Source organism: Phycisphaeraceae bacterium (genome assembly GCA_019636675.1).
Lineage (GTDB): Bacteria > Planctomycetota > Phycisphaerae > Phycisphaerales > UBA1924 > JAHBXC01.
On the sequence record JAHBXC010000001.1, the window covers coordinates 825,306 to 850,857 of the forward strand.

Annotated in this window: 21 protein-coding genes and 1 tRNA gene; 13 read left to right on the top strand and 9 right to left on the bottom strand. The window is 67.6% G+C overall.

Going from position 1 to position 25,552, the window contains the following annotated elements; all coding sequences use genetic code 11:
• Nucleotides 1-98 precede the first annotated feature (98 nt).
• Nucleotides 99-665, bottom strand: coding sequence for a ribosome recycling factor (frr, locus tag KF684_03505; protein MBX3351976.1), 567 nt, complete (start codon nucleotides 663-665; stop codon nucleotides 99-101).
• A gap of 240 nt (nucleotides 666-905) precedes the next feature.
• Between frr and KF684_03510 the strand changes: the two genes are divergently transcribed.
• A complete protein-coding gene (locus KF684_03510) occupies nucleotides 906-1,124 on the top strand; it encodes a hypothetical protein (GenBank protein MBX3351977.1) in 219 nt (72 codons plus the stop codon).
• Between the two features lie 18 nt (nucleotides 1,125-1,142).
• Here KF684_03510 and KF684_03515 read toward each other — a convergent pair whose 3' ends face one another.
• Both KF684_03515 and efp read right to left on the bottom strand, forming a co-directional pair.
• Nucleotides 1,143-1,595, bottom strand: coding sequence for a GNAT family N-acetyltransferase (locus tag KF684_03515; GenBank protein MBX3351978.1), 453 nt, complete (start codon nucleotides 1,593-1,595; stop codon nucleotides 1,143-1,145).
• Between the two features lie 72 nt (nucleotides 1,596-1,667).
• Nucleotides 1,668-2,222 carry an elongation factor P gene (gene efp, locus KF684_03520; GenBank protein ID MBX3351979.1) on the bottom strand — a complete coding sequence of 185 codons (555 nt, stop codon included), beginning with the start codon at nucleotides 2,220-2,222 and terminating at the stop codon, nucleotides 1,668-1,670.
• Between the two features lie 217 nt (nucleotides 2,223-2,439).
• On the opposite strand from efp, the gene KF684_03525 reads away from it, so the two are divergent.
• The 3 genes from KF684_03525 to KF684_03535 all read left to right on the top strand — a co-directional run bounded on the left by KF684_03525 (nucleotide 2,440) and on the right by KF684_03535 (nucleotide 4,956).
• Nucleotides 2,440-3,450, top strand: coding sequence for an MBL fold metallo-hydrolase (locus KF684_03525; protein ID MBX3351980.1), 1,011 nt, complete (start codon nucleotides 2,440-2,442; stop codon nucleotides 3,448-3,450).
• 254 nt (nucleotides 3,451-3,704) lie between these two features.
• Nucleotides 3,705-3,983: a hypothetical protein gene (locus KF684_03530; GenBank protein ID MBX3351981.1), complete on the top strand. Its 279-nt coding sequence runs from the start codon at nucleotides 3,705-3,707 to the stop codon at nucleotides 3,981-3,983.
• Between the two features lie 292 nt (nucleotides 3,984-4,275).
• Nucleotides 4,276-4,956, top strand: coding sequence for a hypothetical protein (locus KF684_03535; protein ID MBX3351982.1), 681 nt, complete (start codon nucleotides 4,276-4,278; stop codon nucleotides 4,954-4,956).
• A 63-nt stretch (nucleotides 4,957-5,019) separates the two neighbouring features.
• Here KF684_03535 and KF684_03540 read toward each other — a convergent pair whose 3' ends face one another.
• From KF684_03540 to KF684_03555, 4 genes are all read right to left on the bottom strand, one after another.
• Nucleotides 5,020-6,471, bottom strand: a complete 1,452-nt coding sequence (locus tag KF684_03540) for a radical SAM protein (protein ID MBX3351983.1) — start codon at nucleotides 6,469-6,471, stop codon at nucleotides 5,020-5,022.
• 586 nt (nucleotides 6,472-7,057) lie between these two features.
• Nucleotides 7,058-10,618, bottom strand: a complete 3,561-nt coding sequence (locus KF684_03545) for an adenosylcobalamin-dependent ribonucleoside-diphosphate reductase (protein MBX3351984.1) — start codon at nucleotides 10,616-10,618, stop codon at nucleotides 7,058-7,060.
• An 80-nt stretch (nucleotides 10,619-10,698) separates the two neighbouring features.
• Nucleotides 10,699-11,505 carry a hypothetical protein gene (locus KF684_03550; GenBank protein ID MBX3351985.1) on the bottom strand — a complete coding sequence of 269 codons (807 nt, stop codon included), beginning with the start codon at nucleotides 11,503-11,505 and terminating at the stop codon, nucleotides 10,699-10,701.
• 234 nt (nucleotides 11,506-11,739) lie between these two features.
• Nucleotides 11,740-12,333: a dCTP deaminase gene (locus KF684_03555; protein ID MBX3351986.1), complete on the bottom strand. Its 594-nt coding sequence runs from the start codon at nucleotides 12,331-12,333 to the stop codon at nucleotides 11,740-11,742.
• An 898-nt stretch (nucleotides 12,334-13,231) separates the two neighbouring features.
• On the opposite strand from KF684_03555, the gene KF684_03560 reads away from it, so the two are divergent.
• From KF684_03560 to KF684_03575, 4 genes are all read left to right on the top strand, one after another.
• Nucleotides 13,232-15,562 carry a UvrD-helicase domain-containing protein gene (locus tag KF684_03560; protein MBX3351987.1) on the top strand — a complete coding sequence of 777 codons (2,331 nt, stop codon included), beginning with the start codon at nucleotides 13,232-13,234 and terminating at the stop codon, nucleotides 15,560-15,562.
• A gap of 214 nt (nucleotides 15,563-15,776) precedes the next feature.
• A complete protein-coding gene (locus KF684_03565) occupies nucleotides 15,777-16,481 on the top strand; it encodes a hypothetical protein (GenBank protein ID MBX3351988.1) in 705 nt (234 codons plus the stop codon).
• 317 nt (nucleotides 16,482-16,798) lie between these two features.
• Nucleotides 16,799-17,497 carry a hypothetical protein gene (locus KF684_03570; GenBank protein ID MBX3351989.1) on the top strand — a complete coding sequence of 233 codons (699 nt, stop codon included), beginning with the start codon at nucleotides 16,799-16,801 and terminating at the stop codon, nucleotides 17,495-17,497.
• A gap of 118 nt (nucleotides 17,498-17,615) precedes the next feature.
• The gene (locus KF684_03575) at nucleotides 17,616-17,963 is read left to right on the top strand and encodes a DUF4282 domain-containing protein (GenBank protein MBX3351990.1); all 348 of its coding nucleotides are present in this window, start codon (nucleotides 17,616-17,618) and stop codon (nucleotides 17,961-17,963) included.
• Between the two features lie 4 nt (nucleotides 17,964-17,967).
• On the opposite strand, the gene purD is transcribed toward KF684_03575, so the two are convergent.
• Both purD and KF684_03585 read right to left on the bottom strand, forming a co-directional pair.
• On the bottom strand, nucleotides 17,968-19,284 hold the full coding sequence (purD, locus tag KF684_03580) for a phosphoribosylamine--glycine ligase (protein MBX3351991.1): 1,317 nt from the start codon (nucleotides 19,282-19,284) through the stop codon (nucleotides 17,968-17,970).
• Nucleotides 19,285-19,342: 58 nt separating this feature from the next.
• Nucleotides 19,343-19,416: transfer RNA gene (locus tag KF684_03585), tRNA-Pro, on the bottom strand.
• A 294-nt stretch (nucleotides 19,417-19,710) separates the two neighbouring features.
• Between KF684_03585 and KF684_03590 the strand changes: the two genes are divergently transcribed.
• The 5 genes from KF684_03590 (at nucleotide 19,711) to KF684_03610 (ending at nucleotide 25,509) form a co-directional block, all read left to right on the top strand.
• A complete protein-coding gene (locus tag KF684_03590) occupies nucleotides 19,711-21,036 on the top strand; it encodes an efflux RND transporter periplasmic adaptor subunit (GenBank protein ID MBX3351992.1) in 1,326 nt (441 codons plus the stop codon).
• Nucleotides 21,033-21,893: an ABC transporter ATP-binding protein gene (locus KF684_03595; protein MBX3351993.1), complete on the top strand. Its 861-nt coding sequence runs from the start codon at nucleotides 21,033-21,035 to the stop codon at nucleotides 21,891-21,893. The genes KF684_03590 and KF684_03595 overlap by 4 nt, the downstream gene beginning before the upstream one ends.
• Nucleotides 21,893-23,134: an ABC transporter permease gene (locus KF684_03600; GenBank protein MBX3351994.1), complete on the top strand. Its 1,242-nt coding sequence runs from the start codon at nucleotides 21,893-21,895 to the stop codon at nucleotides 23,132-23,134. The genes KF684_03595 and KF684_03600 overlap by 1 nt, the downstream gene beginning before the upstream one ends.
• On the top strand, nucleotides 23,127-24,923 hold the full coding sequence (locus KF684_03605; GenBank protein MBX3351995.1) for a TolC family protein: 1,797 nt from the start codon (nucleotides 23,127-23,129) through the stop codon (nucleotides 24,921-24,923). Before KF684_03600 ends, KF684_03605 begins: the two co-directional genes overlap by 8 nt.
• A gap of 250 nt (nucleotides 24,924-25,173) precedes the next feature.
• Nucleotides 25,174-25,509, top strand: coding sequence for an NADH-quinone oxidoreductase subunit A (locus tag KF684_03610; protein ID MBX3351996.1), 336 nt, complete (start codon nucleotides 25,174-25,176; stop codon nucleotides 25,507-25,509).
• The last annotated feature ends 43 nt before the right edge of the window (nucleotides 25,510-25,552 follow it).

Below are 25,552 nucleotides of genomic sequence, written 5' to 3' on the forward strand. Positions count from 1 at the left end.
GCGAGTGAGAGACGCGGCTGCGCGAAAAAAAACGGGCCGAACACCGTTCGGCCCGCGTGGTCATTCTTCCTGCTGCCCGCTCCTTACTCCCTGCTGCCTCAGACCTCGAGGATTTCCTTCGACTTGGCCGCGACGACCACATCGACCTCGCCCTCGTGCTTCTTGAGCATGGTCTGGATGTCTTCCTTGAGCCCCTCGATGACATCCTCGGAGTAGTTGACGGCCTTTACATTCTTGAGCCCGTCGGCGTGCTTGTTGGCGTCGCGACGGACATTGCGCATGGAGACCTTGGCCTCTTCGCCCATCTTCTTGGCGTGGCCGACGAGCTGCTGGCGGCGTTCGCCCGAGAGGGGCGGGATGCTGACGCGGATGGCCTTGCCGTCGACGCGCGGGTTGAGGCCCAGGTCGCTGGCCTCGAGGGCTCGCCGGATCTCGCCCAGGGACTGGGGGTCGAAGGGGGTGATGACGATCTGGGTGGCCTCGGGGACGCTGATCATCGCGAGGGACTTCAGGTCGGTCATGGACCCGTAATAGTCGACCTTGACGTACTCGACGAGCGCCGGGGAGGCGCGGCCGGTGCGGATGCCGCGGAGCTCGCTCTTGAGGTACTCGAGGGCCTTGACCATGGAGGTCTCGGCGTCGTTCTTGATCGATTTGGGGTCCATAACTCCCGTCCTTCCAGAGGGCTCCACGAAAAAAGGCGCGTGAAGCGGGGCAAAGCGTGCGGCGATGGTACGACCCGCCCGGGGCGGTGTCACCCCTTGGCGGCGCGTGGGGGCGGGTTCTCTCGGACCGGGCCGAACCGCGCGGAAATCACCCGCGAATGGTCTCGCACACCCCCGGCTCTGAGGTACATTGTGGGTGTCGGGCGGGCAACCCTCGCCCCCGCAGGAACATCCGAAGATATGACCACCAAGAACACCACCATCCGACGCTTCGCCTTCTCTGCCTTCGCTGTCGCGGCGATGGGCGTCCTCGGAGTCGTCGCCTCCGGCGATTCGCAGCGCACCGGCGTCGAGCCGGCTCCGGTCGCGGGCGAGGGCGAGTCGGTGCAGACCGCGAACCTGCTGGTCCCGCGCCGCACGCGTCTGGTCATCCGCTTCGAGCGCACCGCGGTCTGCTGAGCCACCACCGGCCGACGATCACTCGTCGCGCAGCGTCCGCTCGAAGATCACGAGGTTGGTCGCCATATCCGGGTCCCAGCGCATCCCCACGATATCGAAATCGTTCGCGATCCCGAAGTGCAGGAATGGCCTGTGCTGGTTGTGGCATTCGAAACGGAGGAAGCGGTAGCCCTCGGTGCGCGACCAGTCCATGGCGGCGTGCATGAGTTGGGTGGCGATGCCCATGCGGCGCATCTCGGGCACGACGCCGCAGAGCCACGCGAAGTGGACCGAGGGCTTGAGTTCGAAGCCGACATAGAAGCCGACGGCGTCCTTCTCGACGCGCGCTGCCATCGCGAGGATCTTGGCGCGCCCGGAGAAGCGACGCTCGAAGGATTCGGCGTCGCGAGGGGGCCTGAACATCTGGTTGAACAGGTGCGCGAGGAGCTCGGTGTCGCGGGTGTCGATGCGATCGATGACGACGTCAGGCATGGCCGAAGCTCCACCTCGCGGTCCGGACCGCGGTACCGATTCCATGGACGATCGGCCGGATCGCCCCGGGACTTACGCGCGTGACTGGTACGACCCGTCGGCCGTGGCGACGCGGATCGTCTCGCCGTTGCTGATGAAGGGGGGGACGCGTGTCTTGAGCCCGGTCTCGCAGGTGGCTTCCTTGAGCTGGTTGGTCGCGGTCGCGCCCTTGATGCCCGGGGGGGTGTCGGTCACGACCAGCTCGACGCTGGCCGGGAGCTCGATGCTGACCGGCGCCTCGTCGTGGAGGAGCATGACGACGGTGGTGTTGGGTCGGACGAAGAGCATCGCGTCGCCCAGGAACTCGTCGCTGAGGGTGATCTGCTCGTAGTTCTCCGAGTCCATGAAGGTGTGCCCGGAGTTGTCGGAGTAGAGGTACTCGAAGGGGCGCCGGTCGAGCGTGGTGCCCTCGATCTCTTCCGTGGACGCGAGGCGCTTGTCGATGAGCTGGCCCGAGAGCACATCGCGGATCTTGACCTGGATGAACGCGCGGAGGTTGCCCGGGGTGCGGTGCTCGAACTTGGTGACCACGTAGAGTTTGCCGTCCATGCGGATGGCGGCGCCGGGACGAAGATCAGTCGCTTTCACAGCAAGGGCTCCTGCGCGGGCGAGGGCGCGATCGGTTCGGGTTCTGGTCCCGCTCGCGACCCGAACAGGGTCGTTCGGTCGCTCGCGGGCCGCGATTGTAGGCCGCGGAAGCGCCGGTTCGTCCGCGCGAAACCCGCGTCGTTCTGGCAGAATGGTCGTCCGGCGAGCCGCCGGGCACGAAGCCCTCGCACTCGGACCCAGCCACAGGAGCCACGCCATGGACGCCCAAGCCCCGACGACCCTCTCGCGCCGCCAGTTCGCCGCCCTGACCTTCTTCGCCGCCGCCGGCGCGACGCTGGGCATCGCCCCCAGCCCCGCCCTGGCCCGCGCGCTCTCGCGCGCCGCCGACCCGACGCCCTTCTCGTGGAAGGAAGTCGCCCCGGGCGTCAGGATCGCCAGCGAGCAGGGCGGCAACGCGCTGGTCCTGGTCGCCGGGGGCCAGGCGCTGCTCGTCGACTGCAAGAACCCTCCCTACGGCCCGGCCCTGCGTCGCGACGCCAGCGCCATGGGGGGCACGCTCACCACCGTGGTCAACACTCATCACCACGCCGACCACACCGGGGGCAACGCGGCGTTCACCAACAACCTCAGCGTCATCGCGTACGAGAAGGGCGCCGCTCGCACGAAAGGGCAGATCGCGCGCTACAAGGCGGCGCTGGATGGCGTGCCGGCCGACTCCGAGTTCGCCAAGGACGCGCGCGCGATGCTCGAGGCGCTCAGCAGCCGCGCCGAAGCCGCGTGGGCGCCGACGCGCACGATCTCGACGAAGGAAGAGCTCCAGATCGGGGGCGAGCGCGTGGTCCTCGAGCCCATCGGCCCGGCGCACACCGACAACGATGTCGCCGTCTTCCTGCCCGGGAAGAATGTGCTGCACACGGGCGACCTGTGCTTCCACAAGCTGCACCCCTTCGTCGATCCGAGCGGCGGATCCGACATCGAGGGCTGGATCCGCGCGTGCGACCGGCTCATGCAGATCGCCAACGGCAGCACGGTCGTCGTGCCGGGCCACGGCGAGGTCACCGATCGCGCCGGCATCGAGGGCCAGAAGAAGTTCCTCGTCGCGCTGCGCGACTTCGTGACGAAGCAGATCCGCGACGGACGCACGGCGGAAGATGTGCGCGAGATGCGCGTTCCCGGATACGAATCGCTGGGGTTCGAGCAGATCAGGCCCTTCACGATGAGCGGGGCGTACGCCGTGCTGAAGGCTGCGATGGGCAACGGGCGATAGGAAACCGGGGGAGACCCCGGGCGTCGGAGAGACTTCTGTAATTCCTCACAACGCGCCCCGGCGCGTTGTTTTTCTTTTGTGCGCATGCAGGGATTGGTGCGCAAGGAGGATGCGCGCCGCCGGCGACGACAATCCGCATTGTGCGCGGAAAATGAGCCCGAACTCATTCCTGTTTCGCGGTACGCTCATCCGACACAACGAGTATTCCCCTCGTCATCGCAGGACAGCAGCATCACAGGCAGGAGGGGAGAGAGATGGACATCACACCCGAGCCGACCGCCACGCAACGTCCCGGCCCGTCGCTCGTCAAGCACGATTTCCGCCGACAGTGTTCACCGATGCGGGTGTGGCTCCCGGCGCTCTCCGAACCCTCAGAGCCCGACGCTGCGCCACCTGATCCCGTGACGGAGCAGGACGAACGACTCATCGCCGAGGTGGAAGCCTCGCTGCGCGACGCGACACGCCGCCTGCGTGAGGTCCGATGCCTCATCGACCGGCTGGGAGCGATCCCTCTCGTCGGTCCCGCTGACTAAGCCCGTGAGATCCACGGGATGCCTGCGCGATCTGGTCTAGTGACCGGCCTTGGGGAGAGGAGAGAGTCGCGCAGACAGCCCCGATAGGCCGCGAGGGACGCTCCGGTGTCCCTCGCGGCTCTTTTTTGTGTGTTTGTGAATTGTAGTACGGGGCGGAAAAAAGGGTTGGCGCTCTTTGGGTTCTCTGGTAGGCTCAAACTGGGTTCCAGGCGGCAGTTCATTCACGGGAGCCCGAGGAGAATCTGAGATGGCCCGTACGACCCTTTTTGTACTTGTCGGATTGGCCGCGAGCGTGTCCGCGCAGGCCGCGGTGGTGACCTTCGTGAACACGAACCCCGCGTTCGCGGCGCTCACGCCCTACATCTATGACGAATTCGAGCCGAGATTCGGGCAGGCGCTCGACATCCGCAGCGACTCGTTCAGCCAGCCCGCGCCGCTGTCGTCGAGCCCGCCGGCGGGCATGGTCATGTTCGAGCATCGGTTCGGGGCAACATCGACGCAGGGGGATGTGATGAACCTCTACGCGGGCCTGGGTGTCCGCATCGCGTCGCATATCGTGAACGACAAGAATGACCAGATCTACGGGTTCGACCCCGACACGACCGGCGACATTATCCCGGTCGAGCCCCCCCATCGCTTTGGCGTGGGCGACACGGTCGACGCGGATTGGAACTGGGTCACCCGCTCGCCCGTGTGGGGGCTGGGCGGGGATGTCTTCCAGGTGATCCCGCTCCTGCAGCAGAACAACATCCTGGGCATCGAGCTGACGCTCGACACGGGAGTGCACTACGGGTTCGTGGAGTTGGAGCAGCTGCCGCTCGGGAGTATCTTCGAGGCGCCCACCTACCGCGCGGTGCGCTGGGGCTGGGAGACCCAGGCCGGCGTCGCGCTGGTCATCCCGCCGATCCCGGCGCCCGGGGGCGCACCACTGCTGGCGTGCGCCGCGCTCGGCGTGATTCGACGCCGTCGCTGAACGACGACCCGAGACAACCCGATCGGCGTCCGCACCGAGTCTGCGCGGGGTGTGCGCCGGCGCTCAATCCTTCTTTGCGCTGACCGTCACCGACACCCCCGTCGCGAGGGGCTGCTGTTCGGCCTTGCTCTCGATGTGCAGGCGCTTCGCGCGATGGCGCGACCAGTCGGTCACGCGCAGGTCGGGGGCGTCGCTTCCGGGGGCGTCGTCCTTGATCGAGAGGATGTCGTACACATTGTCGCGCTGCGCCGGCGTGAACCCCGCGTCGCGGATCAGGCGGCACAGCACCGTCTCGTCCAGGCAATACGTCGTGCCGGCGGACGAGACGACATTCTCTTCCATCATCACGCTGCCCATGTCGTTCGCGCCGAACGAGAGGGCCGTCTGCCCGATGTGCGGGCCCATCGTCACCCACGACGCGCCGATCGAGTAGACATTGTCGAGCACGAGGCGCGAGAGCGCCTGCGTGCGCAGGTATTCCGTCGCGCCCGCCATGCGCAGGCGACGACCGAACTCCGGGTGTGCTTTCGGGTCGCCGTCGCCGGTGAGGTTGGCGACGACATCGCCGGGGTAGGGCTGGCCCAGTTCGCCCTCGCGCTGGCCCCACTCTTTGAGCCGGCCCAGGGGCGTGTTCTCGCGCTGGAAGGGCCACGAGATGAACGCCTTGTAGTGCCCGCCCGGGCGCACGCGACCGTACTCGTCCTCCACGCCTGCGCCGAACTCGCGCTTCGCGCGGTCCTGCCACTGGCGCACGAGCAGCATGTGGTGCACGCGATCGGCGAGCCCGTCGATGTGCCCGAACATCATCGTCGCGCTGGTGAACATGCCCAGCGAGTGCGCGACATACATCACGGTCAGCCAACTCTCGGCGTCGCACTTGCCCAGCCCGATCTTGCGCCGGACGGGGTTCGAGAAGATCTCGCCCCCGCCCCCCGGCAGCGAATCGAGCCCGGCGTCCTTCAGACGCACCATGACCCAGCGGACCTTGTCCTCGAAAGTCGCGCCCGGGGGGTTGAAGAAGTGCACGAACTCGGTGAACTCGGGGGGCGAGAACCCGTGGACATGGATGTGGGGGAAGCGCTCCTTGATCCCTCTCAGCAGTGTGAGGTACCAGTCGAGCGGCAGGTCGGGGTTCATCCCGCCCTGCATCAGGATCTGCGTCCCCCCGATCTCGGACAGCTCCGCGATCTTCGCGTACAGCGTCTCGTAGTCGAGCGTGTACGAGTCGTGGTCCTCGGCGTCGCGCCGGAACGCGCAGAAGGTGCACTTCGCGCTGCACACATTCGTGTAGTTGATGTTGCGATCGATCACGTAGGTCCGCAGGTGGTCCCCGTGCAGCGAGCGGCAGCGCGCGTCGGCCCAGCGCCCCAGCGTGAAGAGCGGCGCCGAACGCAGCAGGTCGAGCGATTGCTCGCCCGTCAGACGCGCCTCGCCCCTCGCGACGGCCGCGAGCAGCCCGGCGTCCAGGGCGTCAAGGTGCGGGAGTTCCTTCGGCGGGGAATAGGTCGCTGGCATCGCACCAGAGTGTACGACGCCCAAGGGCGTTTGGAGTCGCGCCGCGAGACATCAGGAGCGCGCAGGACCGGTTCATCCGCACGCCCATGTCCCGTAACCACGCCCCCCCACTCTCCCCTTCTCTTGTCTCTGCGACCCCTGCGCCCTCTGCGGTGAACTCGCTCTCCGGCAAAAAAGAATGACCCCCGAGCGGTGGTGGGCTCCGCTCGGGGGCCGGGCGTTGGAGTGCAGGCCTCATTGCCGCGTTGCACGGCGGGCCCGCTCTCCTTGGGTGGGATCCAGGATGTCGCCGGCGTTCCGGCATTCGTTCAAAACCGAGGAGGCGCCACACGGCCTGCCGTTCTCTTCGAGCGCCCGGACACTTCCGTGGCCCCCGTGGGCCGGTCCGGGAGGTCATCCACGCCGGGCGAGGTCCATGCGACCCGGCGTGGGACGGGGCTCCTTCCACTCGCCAACCGATTCACTCGACTGTTCCCGCAACGCGGGCGCCTCCTCGATCGATTTCCTCGGAGAGCCGCCGAGGATCGGTTCGCGGCAGGAGCCGGCCCGTCGGAGCGTCGGGCCGCCACCTCCGCACAGAAGACGCTCAGCTGCAGCCCATGCTGTGGCCGCAGTTCAGACACTTGTAACACGCGCCGTTGCGCACCGTGATCGTGCCGCAGACCTCGCACGCCGGCGCGTCGCCCTGCATGTCGCGCATCGCGACGCTCAGGACATCGCCCGCCTGCGCCATCTCAGCGTCGCCCACGATCACCACCTCTCGCTTCCGCTCCGGTGTGGCGACGGGGGCAGGGGCGGCGCCGGTGTGCTCCACGCCGTCGGCGCGGAACCGGGGCAGCGCGCTGGGCGCGTCGCTCAGACGCTCGGTCCTTGGCTTGTCCGTCGAACGCTTGGGCACGTTCGCGTCGCGGTAGCCCGCGATGAACTGGATGCCCATCCAGCGGAAGATGTAGTCGACGAGCGACTTCGCGAAGGGGATGTCCGGGTTCATCGTCATCCCGGCGGGCTCGAAGCGCTGGTGCGTGAACTTGTTCACGAGCGACTCGATCGGCACGCCGTACTGCAGCGCGACGCTCGTCGCGGTGCCCAGCGAGTCCATCAGGCCGCCGATCGTCGAGCCCTCCTTCGCCATCGTGATGAAGAGTTCGCCCGGGCGACCGTCCTCGTACACGCCGACCGTGAGATAGCCCTCGTGGCCCGCGACATTGAACTTGTGCGTGAACGAGCGCCGCGTGTCGGGCAAGCGACGACGGATCGGGCGCCAGACCTGCTCGAGCTTCGTCTCGACCTCGGGCGTCGACGAGCCCTTCACGACCGAGCGGGCGACCTCGACCACGCGCGCCGCGACTTCCTCGCGGGCCGCGTCGATGCCCTCCTTCTCGTCGTCCTCGTCGGTCAGCATTCGCACCTGGGCGTCGTCCAGTCGTCGCCCGGCTTCCTTGGAAGACTCGGATTCGTCGGAATCGGACTCGTCCCCTTTGTCGCTGTCGCTTTTGGAAGACAGGGGCTGGCTCAGCTTGCAGCCGTCGCGATAGAGCGCGTTGGCCTTGAGACCCAGTTCCCACGACATGCGGTACGCGGCCATGATGTCGTCGACGCTCGCCTCGTTGGGCAGGTTGATCGTCTTGCTGATCGCGCCCGAGATGAACGGCTGGGCGGCGGCCATCATGCGGATGTGGCCCTGGGGCTCGATGAACCGCTGGCCCTTCTTGCCGCAGCGGTTCGCGCAGTCGAACACCGCGTAGTCCTCGTCGCGCAGGTGCGGCGCGCCCTCGACGGTCTGCGTGCCGCAGATCGTCTCGTTGAGCGAATCGATCTGCTGCTTCGTCAGCCCCAGCGTGCGCAGCAGGTTGAAGGACATGTCGGCCTTGGCCTTGAGGGGCTCGATGCCGAGGCGCTTGAGGGCGTCGTCGCCCAGCGCCCACGCGTTGAGCGCGAACTGCAGTTCGAACACGCCGGGCAGCGCGTCCTCGACCTTCTTCAGCTCGTCGCGGGTCAGCCCCTTGGCGACGAGGAAGTCGGCGAGGGTGCCGGCGCCGGCGCTGCCAGACGCGCTGCCGTCCTTCGCCGGGAGGGGCACATCCAGGCGCAGCGTGCCCATCACATAGGTGATGATGTCGCGCACATGCTCCTCGCTGTAGCCCAGCGCGACCAGCGCGGGCTTGAGCGAGGCGTTGGCGATCTTGAAGTACCCGCCGCCGGCGAGTTTCTTGAACTTCACCAGCGCGAAGTCGGGCTCGACGCCGGTGGTGTCGCAGTCCATCAGCAGGCCGATCGTGCCGGTGGGCGCGATGACCGTGACCTGCGCGTTGCGGTAGCCGAACTTCTCGCCGATCGCCAGCGCCTCGTCCCACGACTTCGTCGCGTGCGACAGGATGCCCTGCGCGTTGCTCAGGGCGCGGCAGGACTTCATCACGCCGTGGTCCAGCGGGACGGGCGCGATCTTCAGCGACTCGTACGCCTCCTTACCCGTCGCGTTGCGGGCCACGCCGTGCGCGGCGCGACGGTGGTTGCGCATCACGCGCAGCATGTGCTGCTTGTTCTGCTCGTACCCGGGGAACGCGCCCATCTGCCTGGCCATCTCGGCCGACTGGCGGTACGAACGCCCCGTCAGGATCGCGGTGAGCGCGGCGCACAGGGCGCGGCCTTCCTCGCTGTCGTACGGCACGCCCGCCTGCATCAGCATCGCGCCCAGGTTCGCGTAGCCCAGGCCCAGCGTGCGGAACTTGTAGGACAGCTCCGCGATCTCCTTGCTCGGGAACGCGGCCATGAGCACGCTGATCTCGAGCACGACCGTCCACAGGTCGATCGCGTGCTCGTACCGCTCGATGTCGAATTCACGCGTCTTGGGGTCGTAGAACTTCAGCAGGTTGATCGACGCCAGGTTGCACGCCGTGTTGTCGAGGAACATGTACTCCGAGCACGGGTTGCTCGCGTTGATCCGGCCCGACTCGGGGCAGGTGTGCCACGCGTTGATCGTGCTGTCGTACTGCACGCCGGGGTCGGCGCATCGCCACGCGGCGTAGCCGATCTCGTGCCACAACTTGCGCGCCTTCACGACCTTCGCCACCTCGCCGCCCACGCGGTTGAAGAGCGTCCAGTCGGCGTCGGCGTCGACCGCCTCGAAGAACGCGTCGGGGATGCGCACCGAGTTGTTGCTGTTCTGACCGCTGACGGTCGCGTACGCCTCGCCGTTGAAGTCGTAGTCGAGTTTCAGCCCGAGACGGTCCGCCGTCGCCTTGTCGCCCTCGCCGAGGCGCTTGAGCCCCTCGACCATCGCGGCGACCTTCAGTTCCTCGCGCACCTTCCAGTTGACGAAGTGCTCGATGTCCGGGTGGTCCATGTCGAGGCAGACCATCTTGGCGGCGCGGCGTGTCGTGCCGCCGGACTTGATCGCGCCCGCGGCACGGTCGCCGATGCGCAGCCAGGACATCAGCCCAGACGACTTGCCGCCGCCGGCGAGGGGCTCGTTCTCGCCGCGCAACTGGCTGAAGTTCGTGCCCGTGCCGCTGCCGTACTTGAAGAGGCGGGCCTCGCGAACCCAGAGGTCCATGATGCCGCCCTCGCTCACGAGGTCGTCGCTCACGCTCTGGATGAAGCACGCGTGGGGCTGGGGGTGCGAGTACGCGTCGTCGGAGAGTTGCAGCGCGCCGGTCTTGGGATCGACGAAGTAATGACCCTGCGCCGGCCCGCTGATGCCGTAGGCCCAGTTGAGCCCGGTGTTGAACCACTGGGGGCTGTTGGGCGCCGCCATCTGGTGGACCATCATGTGGCAGAGTTCGTCGTAGAACGCCTGCGCGTCCTCCTTCGAATCGAAGTAGCCGTGCGACTCGCCCCAGTGGCGCCAGCACCCGGCCAGGCGATGAATCACCTGACGCGCCGACTTCTCGGGGCCCGTCACGGGCGAGCCGTCGGCGTTGGTGATGGGCTTGCCCTTCGCATCGACCTGCGGCACGCCGGCCTTGCGAAAGTACTTGCTCACCATGATGTCCGTGGCCAACTGCGACCACGACGACGGAACCTCGGCGTCCTTCATCTCAAAGACGACGGAGCCGTCGGGGTTGCCGATGCGCGAGGAACGCTTGACCCACTCGACAGAGGTGAAGGGGTCGGTTCCGGACTTGGTGAACTTGCGGGTGATCTTCATGACGATGCCACAGACTGCAGGAAGGGAAAGCAAAAGACTCGAACGCTGAATGCCGAAACTACGATGCCATGTCTTGCGGATTACTCAGCGGCCCGGACGGCTTTGGAGCTGGCTTGGCCGGCTTGACCCCGCGCGTTTGCCCATGACTCGGGGCCGAGGGCTGGCTTGGCTTCGACGGCCCCTTGAATCCGTCGCTCTTCTGGCCCTTGCCCTGATTGTTCGACCACGAATTTGGCTGCTTGCTCATAATTTTCCTCAAGCTCTGGAATCTCGTAGAACCGCACGATCTTGACGCCAGTGCAATCGAGCCAGATTCCGGAATTCCCTCGTTCTTTTACGAGTCTTCCGGAGGCATCCTTGCAATATGATTCTTCGAAGTAAATGTCGCGACAGGCCGGATCACACGGGACATGCGACTTTACGCCATAAATTACAAACCGCTCTTCACCCGTATTGAAAGTAAGCCTGATCAAGCACCCACGGTTCCGCAGGAACGCCTTTTCCCAAGCCGATCGAAGAGGGTCGTTAGTAGATACGCCGGCCCACGAAAGCAACAGCCCCAGCAAACTGAACCGCTGAATCAAGCCTGTCGCAACGCCGCCGACGATCGCCAGTGGCAACCACATGACCCCCTGGCGAAACAGCTGGTATTGATATGCCGAGGCGGAAACTGTACCCTCGCCAGCAATGTGCTCGATGCCAGCGGTTCCAAGCCATGCTGCGTAGAACAACAAAGAATAAAGTGCATATCGAAAAACTTTATCACTTGTTGTCAATGAAGGACTGGGCAGAACCACCCGTTCGGACGCCAGCCAAAGATATCCGGGCGCTAGCAGCGCGAAGCCCAGAGGAACAAAGGCGGTGATGTCGAGCGGAGAAAATTCCACAAGGGCTACTTTCTGGATCCGTATGGCGACTGATTTGTGGGCTTAAGCGAGATTTTTTCTCGCGATGCTTTCTGCTGAACAGCGCTCTCGGTGCGGCCCAACGCTAAGCCTATGACGCGCGTTGGAGTATTACCTTTCGCCAGACTTGCTAGCTGGCGAACATCACTGGGCGTCCACGATTTCGCACTATTTCTCTTAGACTTGGCCATTCTCAGATTCCCATATAGACATGAATCAATCAACTCGCGGCAGCGTCAGCCCCGCCTGATCCTGGTACTTCCCGCCCTTATCCGCGTACGACACGGCGCACACGCGATCACCCTTGAAGAAGATGAACTGGGCGATGCCCTCGTTGGCGTAGACCTTGGCGGGGAGGGGCGTGGTGTTGGAGATCTCGATGGTCACCTTCCCGCGCCACTCGGGCTCGAGGGGGGTGACATTCACGATGAGGCCGCAGCGGGCGTAGGTGGACTTGCCGACGCAGACGACGAGGACATCGCGCGGGACGGTGATGGTCTCGACGGTCTCGCAGAGCGCGAAGGAGTTTGGGGGGATGACGACGCCGCCCTCGGGGCCCCAGCCGGGCTTGTTGGCGTTGACGGAGGCGTCGACCTCGACGAACAGGTCGTCGGTGAACTTCTTGGGGTCGACGATGGTCACTTCGCCCGAGCGCGGCGTGGGGGTGAAGATCTTGAAGCGCGAGCCGACGCGCACGTCGTAGCCATAGGAGGAGACGCCCCAGGAGATTCGTCCCGGGCGCTTCTTGTTGTCCTCGAAGGGCTCGATGCCGACGAGTTCGCGGATCTGGGTGTCGCAGAGCACGCCCATGGTGGTCTCTCTCCGAGCGGTGGTGTTCGTCGCGGCGATCATGGGTGCGACGGTCATGGTGCTCGGCCTGTTCTCGCTGTCGCCGCGACGGGGCGGCGTGATGGGTGAAGGGGGCGGGATCGCGAGCGGTCGGGGCGCGCGCCACGGCCGTGGTTGGTGGTCTGGAGTGGTGGTGGCCGGCCCGTGGGGAGGAACGCACGCGCGGGACGGCGGATCGGAGGAAGCGGCTCGCGGGTCGTGGGCGATCCGCGAGGGCTGGCCTGTCGTCCCCGCCGCGGAGGGGATGGGAGATGGGTGGGAGAGAGACGCGGCGGGGGCGGCTTCGATGCGGGGCTTCCATACCCCAAACATCGCGGCCTGTGAGTTGTGCTGGCTTCCGTGCGGACTGGCGACGCCCGGGGTGAACCGGGCGTGTGTTTCGATCAAGTCGTCGGAGCGGGCGGAACCCGGTCCGGAGACTGCCTCCCTCTCAACGACGCCGATAGTACCACAACCGCTGGTGGTCGCAAGGGGGTTTTGACACAAACTGTTGGGGAAAAGTGGTGAAGAAGGTGTCGGCAGCCGATAAGTCCCGGGTTTGCTGGCGCTTGCGCCCCGGAAATTTCTCGTGGCGACGCTCCGAACGCCATGGATTGGGGCCGCGGCGCGTCAGCGGAGGGGGAACCCCAAGCGATAGTGGTGCGTAGCGGGTGGCACGCGACGGATTTTCGTGTCCGGAGAGGGTTTGCGCGTCGGGGCGGGCTGGCGCAACCTGTCGGTTGGTGTGGACAGCGTGGCGAGCGGGCGGATCGGTCGAGAGGCCATTTCCGCGCTGCTACGCTGGGTGCGTGCGGGGCCTTACGGGGGTGTCGACGCCCCCCTTCGCTTTCCTGCCGACGGATCGGACCGCCCCTTGGAGATGGAACTCCCCGCTTTGGACCACGACCCTGCCGCTGACGCGCTCCTGGAAGGGCTGACCGAGCCCCAGCGCCGGGCGGTCGAGCACACCGAGGGCCCGCTGCTGATCATCGCGGGCCCGGGGTCGGGCAAGACGCGCGTGATCACGCGCCGGATCGCGCACCTGATCCGCATGGGCATCCCGCCCTGGCAGATCATGGCGCTGACCTTCACGAACAAGGCGGCGGGCGAGATGCGCGAGCGCGCGCTCCACCTGCTGGGCGACGACGAGCGCTTCTCGCGCGGGCTGACGGTGACGACCTTCCACTCGCTGTGCGCTCGCCTGCTGCGCCGCTACGCCGACGAGGCGCAACTGCCCGGGATCACCGGGACCTATTCGATCTACGACTCGGGCGATCAGCAGTCGCTGATGAAGCGCGTGATCGCGGCGGCGGGCCTGAGCACGACGAACTGGCCCCCGGGCGCGGTGCTGAACAGGATCAGCGACGCGAAGAACAAACTGCAGGACGCGGCGGCGTTCGCCAAGGGCGCGCACGACTTCCACGCGCGCACGATCGCGAAGCTCTACGAGGGCTACGAGAAGGCGCTGCGTGCCGCCAACGCGGTGGACTTCGACGACCTGCTCATGCTGACGGTCAAGACGCTGAGCACGCGCCCGCGCATCGCGAGCGAGGTGCGCGAGCGCTGGCAGTACATCATGGTCGACGAGTACCAGGACACCAACCACGCGCAGTTCACGCTGGCGACGCTGATCGCCAAACGCGAGGACGGCAGCACGCCCAACATCTGCGTGGTGGGCGACCCGGACCAGTCGATCTATGGCTGGCGAGGGGCGGACATCGCGAACATCCTCGAGTTCGAGCAGCAGTTCCCGGGGTGCGAGGTGATCTCGCTGGGGCAGAACTTCCGCAGCACGCCCACGATCCTGCGCGTGGCGGATGTGCTCATCAAGCACAACACGGTGCGCAAGGACAAGGACCTGTTCACCGATCGCAAGGGCGGGCACAAGCCCGAGGTGGTCATGTGCCGCGACGAGCACCACGAGTCGGCGCTGGTGGTGGACTGGTTCAAGAGCGCGCGCGAGAGCACCGAGGGGACCCCCGGTTCGGGCGCGCCGATCGAGTGGAAGGACTGCGCAGTCTTCTATCGCACCAACGCGCTGTCGCGCGTGATGGAGGACGCGTTCCGGGGGGCGGGCGTGCCCTATGTGATCGCTCGCGGAACCGCGTTCTACGAGCGCGAAGAGGTGAAGGACGCGCTGGCGTACCTGCGCCTGCTCGCGAACCCCAGCGACGATGTTTCGCTGCTGCGCATCGTGAACAAGCCGACGCGCGGCATCGGCGCGACCTCGCTGGCGCGCGTGCAGTTGCTCGCGGAGGAGCGCGGCGTGCCCATGCTGCGCGCGCTCGCGATGACCGAGGGCCTCGAGGGCGTGTCGGCCCGCGCGTCCAACGCGATGCGCGAGTTCGTGACGATGGTCGAGAACTGGAGCGGGCAGGGCTCGTTCCTGGGCGCCGAGGTCAGCGGGTCGCTCTCGGAACTGGCGGCGAGGGTGCTGAAGGAGAGCGGGCTCGAGGAGCACTACGCGAAGAAGTCCGGCGAGACCGAGGAGCAGCGCGAGGAGCGTGCGGCGAACCTGGCGGAACTGGTGTCGTCGGCGCGCGAGTTCGAGTTGGAGTACGACCCCGGGGCCGACGCCGCCGCGGCGCCGACGGAGACGCAGTCGCCCCCCCTGCTCACCATGCTGCGCGGGTATCTGGAGTCGGTGTCGCTGGTCGCCGACGCCGACAAGGTGGACCCGGCGCGAGGGGCGGTCACGCTGATGACGCTGCACGCCGCGAAGGGGCTGGAGTTCCGGGCCGTTGCGATGATCGGGCTGGAGGAGGGCCTGCTCCCCCACTCGCGCGCGAGAGAGAGCGCGTCGGAACTGGAGGAGGAGCGCCGTCTGGCGTTCGTGGGCGTGACCCGCGCGATGGAGCGCCTGCTGATCACCAGCGCCAAGTATCGCACGGTGCGAGGGATGCGCGACCGGACCGTCCCCAGCCAGTTCCTGCGCGAGTTGCCCGAAGACGGCGTGGTGTTCTCGGACCAGGCCGACACGCTGGGCCACGAGGACGCCGACGACTTCGGCGAGCGCGTCGCGAAGACCTGGGGCGAGCCCAAGATGAACGCCCAGTTCCCGACCGGGTGCATGGTGCGTCATCCGCGCTTCGGCGTGGGGAAGGTGGTCGCCGTGACGGGCGGGATGGACGCGAAGGCGACGGTCGCGTTCCGGGATGTCGGGACCAAGACGCTGGTGCTTCGCTACGCGAACCTGCACCGGGTGGACTGAGCGGGCGGCGGAAGGGCTCTCCTGGGGCGAGGTTCTGAATCAGGGGTGTGTTCGGGAGGCGTGGCGTGGTCGGTGGCGCCGACCCGGGCGTGCGAAATTCCCGTGAACGCGGGATTTTCGCTGGCGTCCCCCGGGCCGATCAGGTACACTCTCGTCGCACAGACGCGTCCGGCCGTAGGCACATCGGCGGCGCGTAGAGAGAGGAGTCAGAAGAATGAGTACCTGTCTGCGCGCACTTTCCTGCGCTGGCCTGCTTGCCGCGAGCGCTGGCGCTCATGCCGCGATCACGGTCTCGTTCGCCGCCGGGTCGGCGAACATCGAGCGGTTCTTTGAGATCCGCAACACCTCCCCGGCGACCTCGGGGATCAGCGAAGGGCTGATCGTCCAGACCGTCGAGGGCGTGTCGGTCGACCTCCTCGTGACCAACGGCGCCGGCCTGGGCCTCTCGAGCGGGCGCGTCGGCTTCGAGGCCGAGTTCCTGATCGATGTCAGCCCGGCGACCAACGGCGGCGGCGGCGTCTTCGGGCTGATCGGCCCGATGTTGGGCGGCTTCCGCTTCTACGACCTCGACAACTACGAGGACACCATCCTCGGCGGGTTCATCGAGGACGGCGTGGGCGTGATCGTCGGGGTTTCGCTTCCCGGGCCTCCGGGCGGCGGGCCGACCTTCCTGTCCGGCTCGCTGCTGGGCCCGCTGACGTACTACAGCACGCAGGATTTCATCCCCATCGCCGGCTTCGACGCCTTCCTGGGCGATTCGGCGTTCACGCTGACGAACTTCCTCGAAGCGTTCGAAGAGGGCAACGACACGGTCGCGTTCGCGTCGGGCTCGTTCTCCGGCTCGTTCATCCCCTCGACCGGCACCGGCGTGCTCTCGGCGCTCGCGCTGGGCGTGTGCGCCACTCGTCGTCGTCGCTGAGCGACCGCGAACACCACTCGAACTTACTCGCCCGCGCGTCGATCCCGACGCGCGGGCGTTTTTTTCCGGAGATCTGGGAGGGTTGTGCGGCGCAGCGCGCAGATCTTCATCTGCGCTGCGCAAGGCGCAACGCGTGAACACGCATCGCGTTAGCGCATCGCGTGCGCGACATCGATGACGAACAGAGCGTGAGAAAGCTAAAATAGGGGGGTTTTCTCTGGCTTCGCGCGCGCCGATCAGGTAGTCTGTCGGCGCACAGGAGTGTCGGCGACAGCACAGGCGCCGACGAGAGCACATCCACAGAGGAGTTAGAGATCATGATTTGTCTTCGTGTTTTGACGGGCGCTGCCGCGCTCGCGGCGGCCGCGAGTTCGCAGGGCGCGATCTCGGTGTCGTTCGCGTCGGACTCGGCGAATGTCGAGCGGATCTTCGAGCTGACCAGCGCCGGGGGCCCGCTGCTGGGCGCCGGGTCGCCGGTGACGATCCGCACCGTCGAGAACGTCGAGCTGGACCTGCTGGTGTCGAGCGCGGGCGCCGACCTGGGCCTGGCCAGCCAGCGCGTCGGCTTCGAGGCCGAGTTCCTGTTCACCAACGACTCCGGCGAGGGGATCAACCCGGGCCAGCCCTTCGGGTTTGCCGGCGCGCTCAGCGGCGCGTTCCGCTTCTACAGCCTCAGCGACCCGTCCGACACCGTCCTTGAGGGCGTCGTGGGCGAGGGCGTTGGGTTCTTCGCGGGTCTGGGCTCGATCTTCGGCGGCGCGGCGCCGCAGTTCCTCGCGGGCTCGCTGCTGGGCCCCATGACGAGCTATTCGACTGGCGAAGAGGGCGCCGGCCCGTCGGGCATGATCGGCGACTCGGCCTTCACCATCACCAACTTCGCCGAGCTGTTCACCGAGGGCGTGCCGACCGCTCGCGCGTCGGGCTCGTTCTCGGGGACGTTCGTCATCCCGTCGACCGGCACCGGCGTGCTCTCGGCGCTCGCGCTGGGCGTGTGCGCCGCGCGTCGTCGTCGCTGAGCGAACGGGTTCGCCAGACCACCTATCAAAGCCCGCGGATCGGCCACCGATCCGCGGGCTCTTTCGTTTTTGTTGCGGGCTGTCGTCCCGGAATGCGCATCCTTCCGCGAGGCCCCCCATGACGAACACGACCGACCGACAGCCGCCCGCCCCGCCCTCCATCCCGCTCGCCCCGCTCACGCCGCTCGCCCCGCTGCTGGACTTCCGCTTCACGAAGTTCATCACGGTGAAGATCGTTCAGGTGCTCTACCTGGTTGGGATCGTCGTGATCGCGCTCTACACGCTGGCCGCCGTGATCGGGGTCTTCCAGACCGGCGCTGGCAAGGGGATCGTCGCGCTGATTCTCTCGCCGCTGGTGTTTTTGATCAGCGTGCTGGTGCTGCGGGTCTATCTGGAGGTCATCGTGGTGCTCTTCCGCATCGCGGAGAACACGGCCAAAATGGCGGGCACGAGCGACCGGGCCTGACGGGTCAGTGAGTCACGAGCGCCTTCGCGCCGATGTCGCGCCGGTAGACCTTGCCCTCGAACCGGATGGTCGCGGCGGCGGCGTTGGCTCGCTCGCGCGCCTGCTCCAGGGTGTCCCCCATCGCGACCACGCTGAGCACGCGCCCCCCGCCGCTGAGCAGTTCGCCCGAGGGTGAGCGCGTCGTGCTGGCGTGGAAGACATGCACGCCGGCGCGTTCGACCTCGTCGACGCCGGTGATGGCCGCGCCCTTCTTGCTCTCGCCGGGATAGCCGTGCTGGGCGAGAACGACGCAGCACGCGTGGCGCGGGTCGAACGACAACTCGCACTCGTCGAGCGTGCCGGTCGCGGTCCGCCAGCAGAGCTCGGCGAAGTCGCACTTCATGCGCGGCAGGAGCGCCTGGCACTCGGGGTCGCCGAATCGCACGTTGAACTCGAGGACCTTCGGGCCCGCCGGGGTGAGCATCAGCCCGGCGTAGAGGATGCCCCGGTACTCGATGTCGTCACGCCGGAGCGTGTCGACGATGGGGAGGAAGACCTCGCGCTCGACGCGGGTCATCTGCTCGTCGGTGAGCACGTGCGCCGGGCAATAGGCGCCCATGCCGCCGGTGTTGGGGCCGGTGTCGCCCTCGCCGATGCGCTTGTGGTCCTGGGCCTGGTCGAGGACGAGGATCGAGCGCCCATCGACGAGCGCGAGGACCGACGCCTCGGGCCCGCTGAGGCGCTCCTCGAGGAGGACCTGCGCCCCGGCGTCGCCGAAGCGGCGCTGGACCATGATCTCATCGATCGCCTTGATCGCTTCCTCGAGGGTGTCGGGGAGATAGACGCCCTTGCCGGCGGCGAGCCCGGTGGCCTTGATGACCGGCGCTTCCTCGCGCGTCTCGAGGTACCGCTTGGCCTCTTCGGGGTGCTTGAACACGCGCGACTCGGCGGTCGGGACGGCGGCGGCGCGCATGATCTGCTTCGCCCAGGCCTTGTCCGCTTCGAGTTGGGCGGCCTGCCTGCCAGGACCGAAGACGACCCGCCCCGGGGTGGTCAGCTTTTCAGCGATGCCCTCGGCCAAGGGCGCCTCAGGGCCGACGACCACGAGGTTCACCCCGGCGCGCTCGCAGAAAAGCTCCAGCCGGTACAGCTCGCGCATCGAGTGGGCGTGGTCGATCGGCTGGGACAGCGACGCGATCCCTGCGTTCTGGGTGTGCGTCGCGTACAGGGCCTTGACGCGCGGGGACTGGCGCAATTTCCACGCGAGCGCGTGCTCACGACCGCCGCCCCCGATCAGGAGGACGGTGTACGAGTCGGGCGGCGTGGGGCGTCGTTTGCTCATGGGCGGCGATGATAGACCCGGCGTGCGGGCCCTCCGGGACGAAGCGGACAAGGGGGAATCAGGGTGACTGGATTCGAACCAGCGGCCTCCACGACCCAAACGCGGCGCTCTACCAAGCTGAGCTACACCCTGGGAATCTGACGAGAAGATCGGCGACGGATGAAATCGGACCGATCGGGCTGCGAACAATGCGCCCTCGAAGGATGGTAGCCGTCGCCCGCCCCGACGCGTCGCGACCCGGCCCCCGACGCAACTGCGCCGGCGCCGGCCAATTGATACAGACACAGGCGGGACAGACCCGGGGACAGCCCCCGGGTTCCCTCGCGAGGGCGGTGCGTGGCGCCCTCGACGAACCCGACGACCCTCTCCACCCGGTGGAGGGCGCGTCGAGCGCCGGACGGTTCCACGCCCGATCGTGAGGGACGCATGGGAGCAGTTGGCGCCGCGGTGAAGTGGACGGTCGGGAGCGTGCTGGTGCTGGGCGCCTTGGGCGCCGCCGGGGCGTTGCTGATCGCGCCGAAGATCAAGGCGCAGATGGAGCTCACACGCGGGGGCGGGCCCGGGCTGAGCGTGCGCGCCGAGCCGGTGTCTTCGGGCGTGCTGATCCGAACCGTCAGCGCGCCGGGTTACCTCGAGCCGGTGCGCAAGGTCTCGATCTCGGCGCGCATCAGCGCCCAGATCACCGACCTGCCCTTCGACCTCGGCGACGCGGTCAACGCGGGCGACACCGTGGTGCGACTGGACAACGCCGACCTGATGGCCCAGCTCGCCAGCGCCGAAGCGTCGCTCATGGCCGAGCAGGCGCGCCTCGACGGCGCACGGGCGACCTACCTGAACACCATCGCCGAGTGGGAACGTCGCCAGACGCTCTTCGGCTCCAACGACGTCGCGAAATCGGCGCTCGAGCAGGCCGAGGCCGAGAAACTGCGCGCCGAGTCCAACCTGCGCGCGTCGCAGGCCTCGATCGAGGTCGCCAGGGCGCAGATCCAGCGCATCCGCGAGGACCTCCGCTACACCGAGATCCCCTCCCCCATCACCGGCGTGGTCACCAAGCTCAACGCCGAGGTGGGCGAGATCGTCATCACCGGCACCATGAACAACGCCGGCACCGTCATCCTCGAGATCGCCGACCTCTCCGAGATGATCGTGCGCGTCGAGTGCGATGAGACCGACATCGCCGATGTGCGCGTCGGCCAGACCGCCCGGGTCTACCTCACCGCGTACCCCGACGAGACCTTCACCGGCGTCGTCAGGCGCATCGCCCTCCAGCGCTCCAAGGCGCGCAACCAGAGCGACGTCTTCGAGGTCGAGGTCCTCCTCAAGGATCAGGGCCGGACGCTCTTCTCCGGTCTCAACGCCAGCGTCGACATCGAGGTCGAGACGCTGCAGGACGTCCTGCTCGCCCCCAGCCAGGCGGTCCTCGACAAGCGCATCGACGAGCTCCCGGAGTCCGTCACCCTCGACAACCCCACCATCGACGCCCAGAAGACCTTCGCGCGCATCATCTTCGAGATCCGCGACGGCAAGGCCCATGCCGTCCCGGTGCGCGTCGGCCCCAGCGACCTGCAGACCACCGCCATCCTCGCTGGCGCGACGCCAGGCGCCCAGATCATCACCGGCCCCTACAAGGCACTCGCCGGGCTCAAGCACGGCGACGCCGTGCGCACCGAAACGCCCAAGCCGGCATCCACCGACGCGCCCGCCGGCGAGCAGGCCGCGACCGACGCGAGCGAGGAGCGCGCGCAGCGATGACCGCCCTCGCCCCGCCAACCGAACGGAGCGCCGATCACGACGCGCCCGCCAGGGCGAACCTCGCGCCGCCCTGCATCGAGGTGCGCAAGCTGCGCAAGACCTACAAGGTCGGCGTCGAAAAGGTCCACGCGCTGCGCGGCGTCGACCTGACGATCCGGCGCAACGAGTTCGTCGCCATCATGGGCTCGTCGGGCTCGGGCAAGTCCACCCTCATGAACATCCTCGGCTGCCTCGACCGCCCTACCGCCGGTGAGTACATCCTCAACGGCAAGCCCACCCACCGCATGGGCGCGAGCGAGCTTGCCCAGGTCCGCAACGTCGACATCGGCTTCGTCTTCCAGTCCTTCGAGCTGCTCAACCGCGCCACGGCCCTCAAGAACGTCATGCTCCCGCTCGTCTACTCGAGCAAGAGCTGGTGGAAGGCGCGACGGCTCGCGAAGGAAGCGCTCGAGCGCGTCGGGCTGGGCGAGCGCATGACGCACCGCCCCAACCAGCTCTCGGGCGGCCAGCGCCAACGCGTCGCGATCGCGCGCGCCCTCGTCAACACGCCCAGCATCATCCTCGCCGACGAGCCGACCGGGAACCTGGACTCGAAGACCACCGAGGAGATCATCTCGCTCCTCAAGGCGCTCCACGCCGAGGGCCAGACGATCGTGATCGTGACGCACGAGGAAGACGTCGCCGGGCGCGCCGAGCGCATCGTGCGCCTCAGCGACGGTCGCATCTTCTCCGACCTGCCCTCGCTCGAGGACCCGATCCATCGCGAGTGGCTCGAGGCCACGGCGCGGAGCCTGAAGGCCAACCACGCCGCCGCCGCCGCCCGTGAAGAGGCAGATCGCGAAGAGGAGGACGCCTGATGTTCCTCGTGCGCATCCTCATGCAGACCGTCGCGCTCGCCCTCGGTCAGATCCGGGCGAACTTCGCGCGCGCCATGCTCACCTCGCTGGGCATCATCATCGGCGTGGGCTCGGTCACCGCCGTCATCGCCGGGCTGACCGGCATGAAGAGCTACGTCCTCAACGAGTTCGAGACCTTCGGCGCGAAGAAGGTGTTCATCCAGGGCTGGCTCCCCCCCGAGCTGCGCACCAGGATGGACTGGACGCAGGTCCGGCTCACCCTCGACGAGATCGAGGCGATCCGGGAGCACTGCCCGTCCATCGCCAAGATCAGCCCGATCTGGTTCTCACGCTACGAGATCCGCAACGGGGAGTTCGCCGTCACCTCCGGCACGGTGCAGGGCATCTGGCCCGAGTGGCACGACATCGAGTCGCGCACCGTCACCTTCGGGCGCCCCTTCAACGCCGTCGACGAGCGTGAGCGGCGCTACGTCACGCTGGTCAACGACAAGGCGATCGAGGAGCTGAACCTCGACCGCGACCCCACGGGCGACTTCATCCTCATCAACGGGCGTCGCTTCCTGATCGTGGGCGTGGTCGAGACCAAGGACGTGGGCGCGATGTTCGGGGGCAACGACTCGCAGGCCGAGTTCTTCATCCCCTTCGCGACCGCCGCCAAGATGCAGCCCTTCGGCCAGATCTCCTACTCGATCGCCGAGCTGACCACGCCCGACGCCGCCGACGACGCGCGGGCCGAGATCGCGTTCGTGCTGCGAACCATGCGCCGCCTCACGCCCGAGACGCCGAGCACCTTCCGCGTCGAGGTCATGCAGCAGTTCATCGACCAGTTCAACGGGCTGGCGGCGGGCATCACCGCGATCGCCGGCGGCGTGGTCAGCATCTCCCTGCTCGTGGGAGGCGTTGGCATCATGAACATCATGCTCGTCTCCGTCAGCGAACGCACCCGAGAGATCGGCCTGCGCAAGGCGGTCGGCGCCAAGTCCGGCGTCATCCTCATGCAGTTCCTCGTCGAGGCGATCGTGCTCTGCGTTGCCGGCGGCGTCGTGGGCCTCGCCCTGGGGCAGGGCCTGACGCTCGCGCTGCAGAACATCCCCAACACACCCCTCCAGGACGCGCGGATCCCCGAGTGGGCCGTCGCGCTCGCGTTTCTCTTCAGCGCCGCGGTCGGCGTGATCTTCGGCATGTTCCCGGCCATCAAGGCCGCCCGACTCGACCCCATCGAGGCCCTCCGGCATGAATGACCCCACCCGGTCGCGCACCCTCCCCGGCTGTCGCTGCGCGCTCGTCGCCACCTCGTCGATCGCGCTGCTCGCCGGCTGCTCGCGCAGCCCCTTCTCGACCTACGACGACGAGCTCGGCCCGCGCGTGAGTCTCACACGGCTCCGCCAGGTCGAACGGCTCGACCAGGACCGCTACGAAGCGCCCCCCGAGCGTCAGAACCCGGTCGTCACGCGCGACACCGCCCTGCCCGACCCGTTCGCGTCGCGCGAGCGCATCGGCATCACCATCGAGGAGGCGCGCGCCTGGACCCTCGCCAACAACCTCAGTCTGCAGGCGGTCCTCCTCGACCCGACCATCGCCAACCAGCGCGTGACCCGTGAGGAAGGACGCTTCGACGCCGTCATCTTCGCCAACGCGTCGTACAGCGACACCGAGCAGCCCACGGCGTCCCAGCTCGAAGGGTCCCAGGTCGAGCGATTCTCCTTCACCCCGGGCGTGCGCGTCCCCCTTCGCACCGGCGGGCAGGTCAGCTTCGACCTCCCCGTGAGCCGCGTCGACACCAACAACCAGTTCTCGACCCTCAATCCCTCGTACGACGTCGACGGCCGGTTCTCGATCAGCCAGCCCCTGCTTCGCAACGCCGGCCGGCGCGTGAACACCCACGGCATCCGGGTCGCCGCGCTCAGCCAGCAGATCAGCGAGGCGCGCACCAAGCTCGAAATCATCCGGCAGCTCTCCGACGCCGATCGCGCGTACTGGCGCCTCTACGCCGCCCAGCAGGCCCTCGAGGTGCGCGTGCTCGAGTACCAGCTCGCGCGCGAGCAGCTCGAAACGGCGCGCCGGCGCGTCGACGCCGGCGACCTGCCCGAGGTCGAGATGACCCGCGCCGAGTCCGGGCTCGCCTCCACGCTCGAGCGCATTATCTTCGCGCAGAACGCCATCAAGGAGCGCGAGCGCGAGCTGAAGCGCATCATGAACGCCCCGGGGCTCGATATCGCCGGCGCAACATTCCTCACGCCCGAGACCCTGCCCGACCCCATTCGATACGAGTTCGATTTCGAGCTCCTCTCCGAGCTCGCGGTCGGTGAGCGCATGGAGCTCCTCGAGCTGGAGCTGCAGCTCGCGATCGACGAGAGCACCATCGCGTTCAACAAGAACGCCACGCTCCCGCTCTTCACGCTCGACTACACCGTCGTCACCAACGGGCTGGGCGACTCGTGGTCGAGCGCGCTGGGCCAGACGCGCCGGGGCGATTTCATCGACTCCATCGTCCAGGCGCGCTTCGAGACCCCCCTCGGGAATCGCCAGGCGACCAGCAACCTTCGCGAGTCCATCCTCCAGCGCGTCCAGCGCCTCTCGACGCGCGAGGCCCGGCGCCAGGCGATCCGCGAAGAGACGCTCAACGCCGCCGATCGCGTCGAAGCGTCCTGGCAGCGCATCCTCGCGTCGCGCCTGGCGGTCATCACCGCGACGCGCACGCTCGACGCCGAACGCCGCCAGTTCGACGTCGGCGCGCGGACCAGCACCGACGTGCTCGACGCGTCCACCCGGCTGGGCGACGCGCGCCTCATCGAGATCCAGGCCCTCACCGACTACCAGATCGCCCTCGTCGACCTCGCCTTCGCGACGGGCACCACCCTGGGCGCCGCACGCGTCGACTGGGCCCCGACCGATCCGCTCGCGCTCCCGGAGCAGCAGTTCCGCGACCCGCCCGAGGCGCCCTCGCTGTTCGGCGTCCACCTCCCGCTCGCCGGCACGACCACCCCCCCCGACGCGGGCGTCGCGCCCGCGCAGAACCCGGCGCCCTGAGCCGCCCGTCTCGGATCGGCGCGACCCTCCCCCCCGCACGCCCGGAAACGCCGGCACGCGCTCGCTACACTGCCCGCCTGTAGCCCGAACCCGACCCGTTTGCCCGCGCCAGCGACGGGCACGCCCCCCGGACCGAGAGCCGCGTGCGATGATCGACCTCGCGACGACCGCCAACCCGACGCCCCTCGCCGCCCTCGCCATGGCCGGCGGCGACCTCGAGGCCTACCTCCCGGTGGCGGTCATCGTCCTGATGGCGATCGCCTTCGGCATCATCAACGTGGTCGGCTCCAAGGTTCTCGGACCCAACCGCTCGGGCCCGATCAAGGAAATGCCCTACGAGTCGGGCATGAACCCGATGGGCGGGGCCCGCAAACGGTTCAATGTCCGGTTTTACATGCTCGCGATGACCTTCCTCGTCTTCGACGTCGAGGTCATCTTCCTCTACCCCTGGGCGACCGCCTTCGCGCAGATCGGCCCGGGGACCGACGAGACGATGCTCTTCCTCGGGCGTGCGCTCTTCTTCCTGTTCACGACGGTGGTGGCGTATATCTACGCGTACCGCAAGGGCGTCTTCCGCTTCGACTGAGCGCCAGCGTCCCCCGGGGTTATCCCTGCACACTCTACCCACG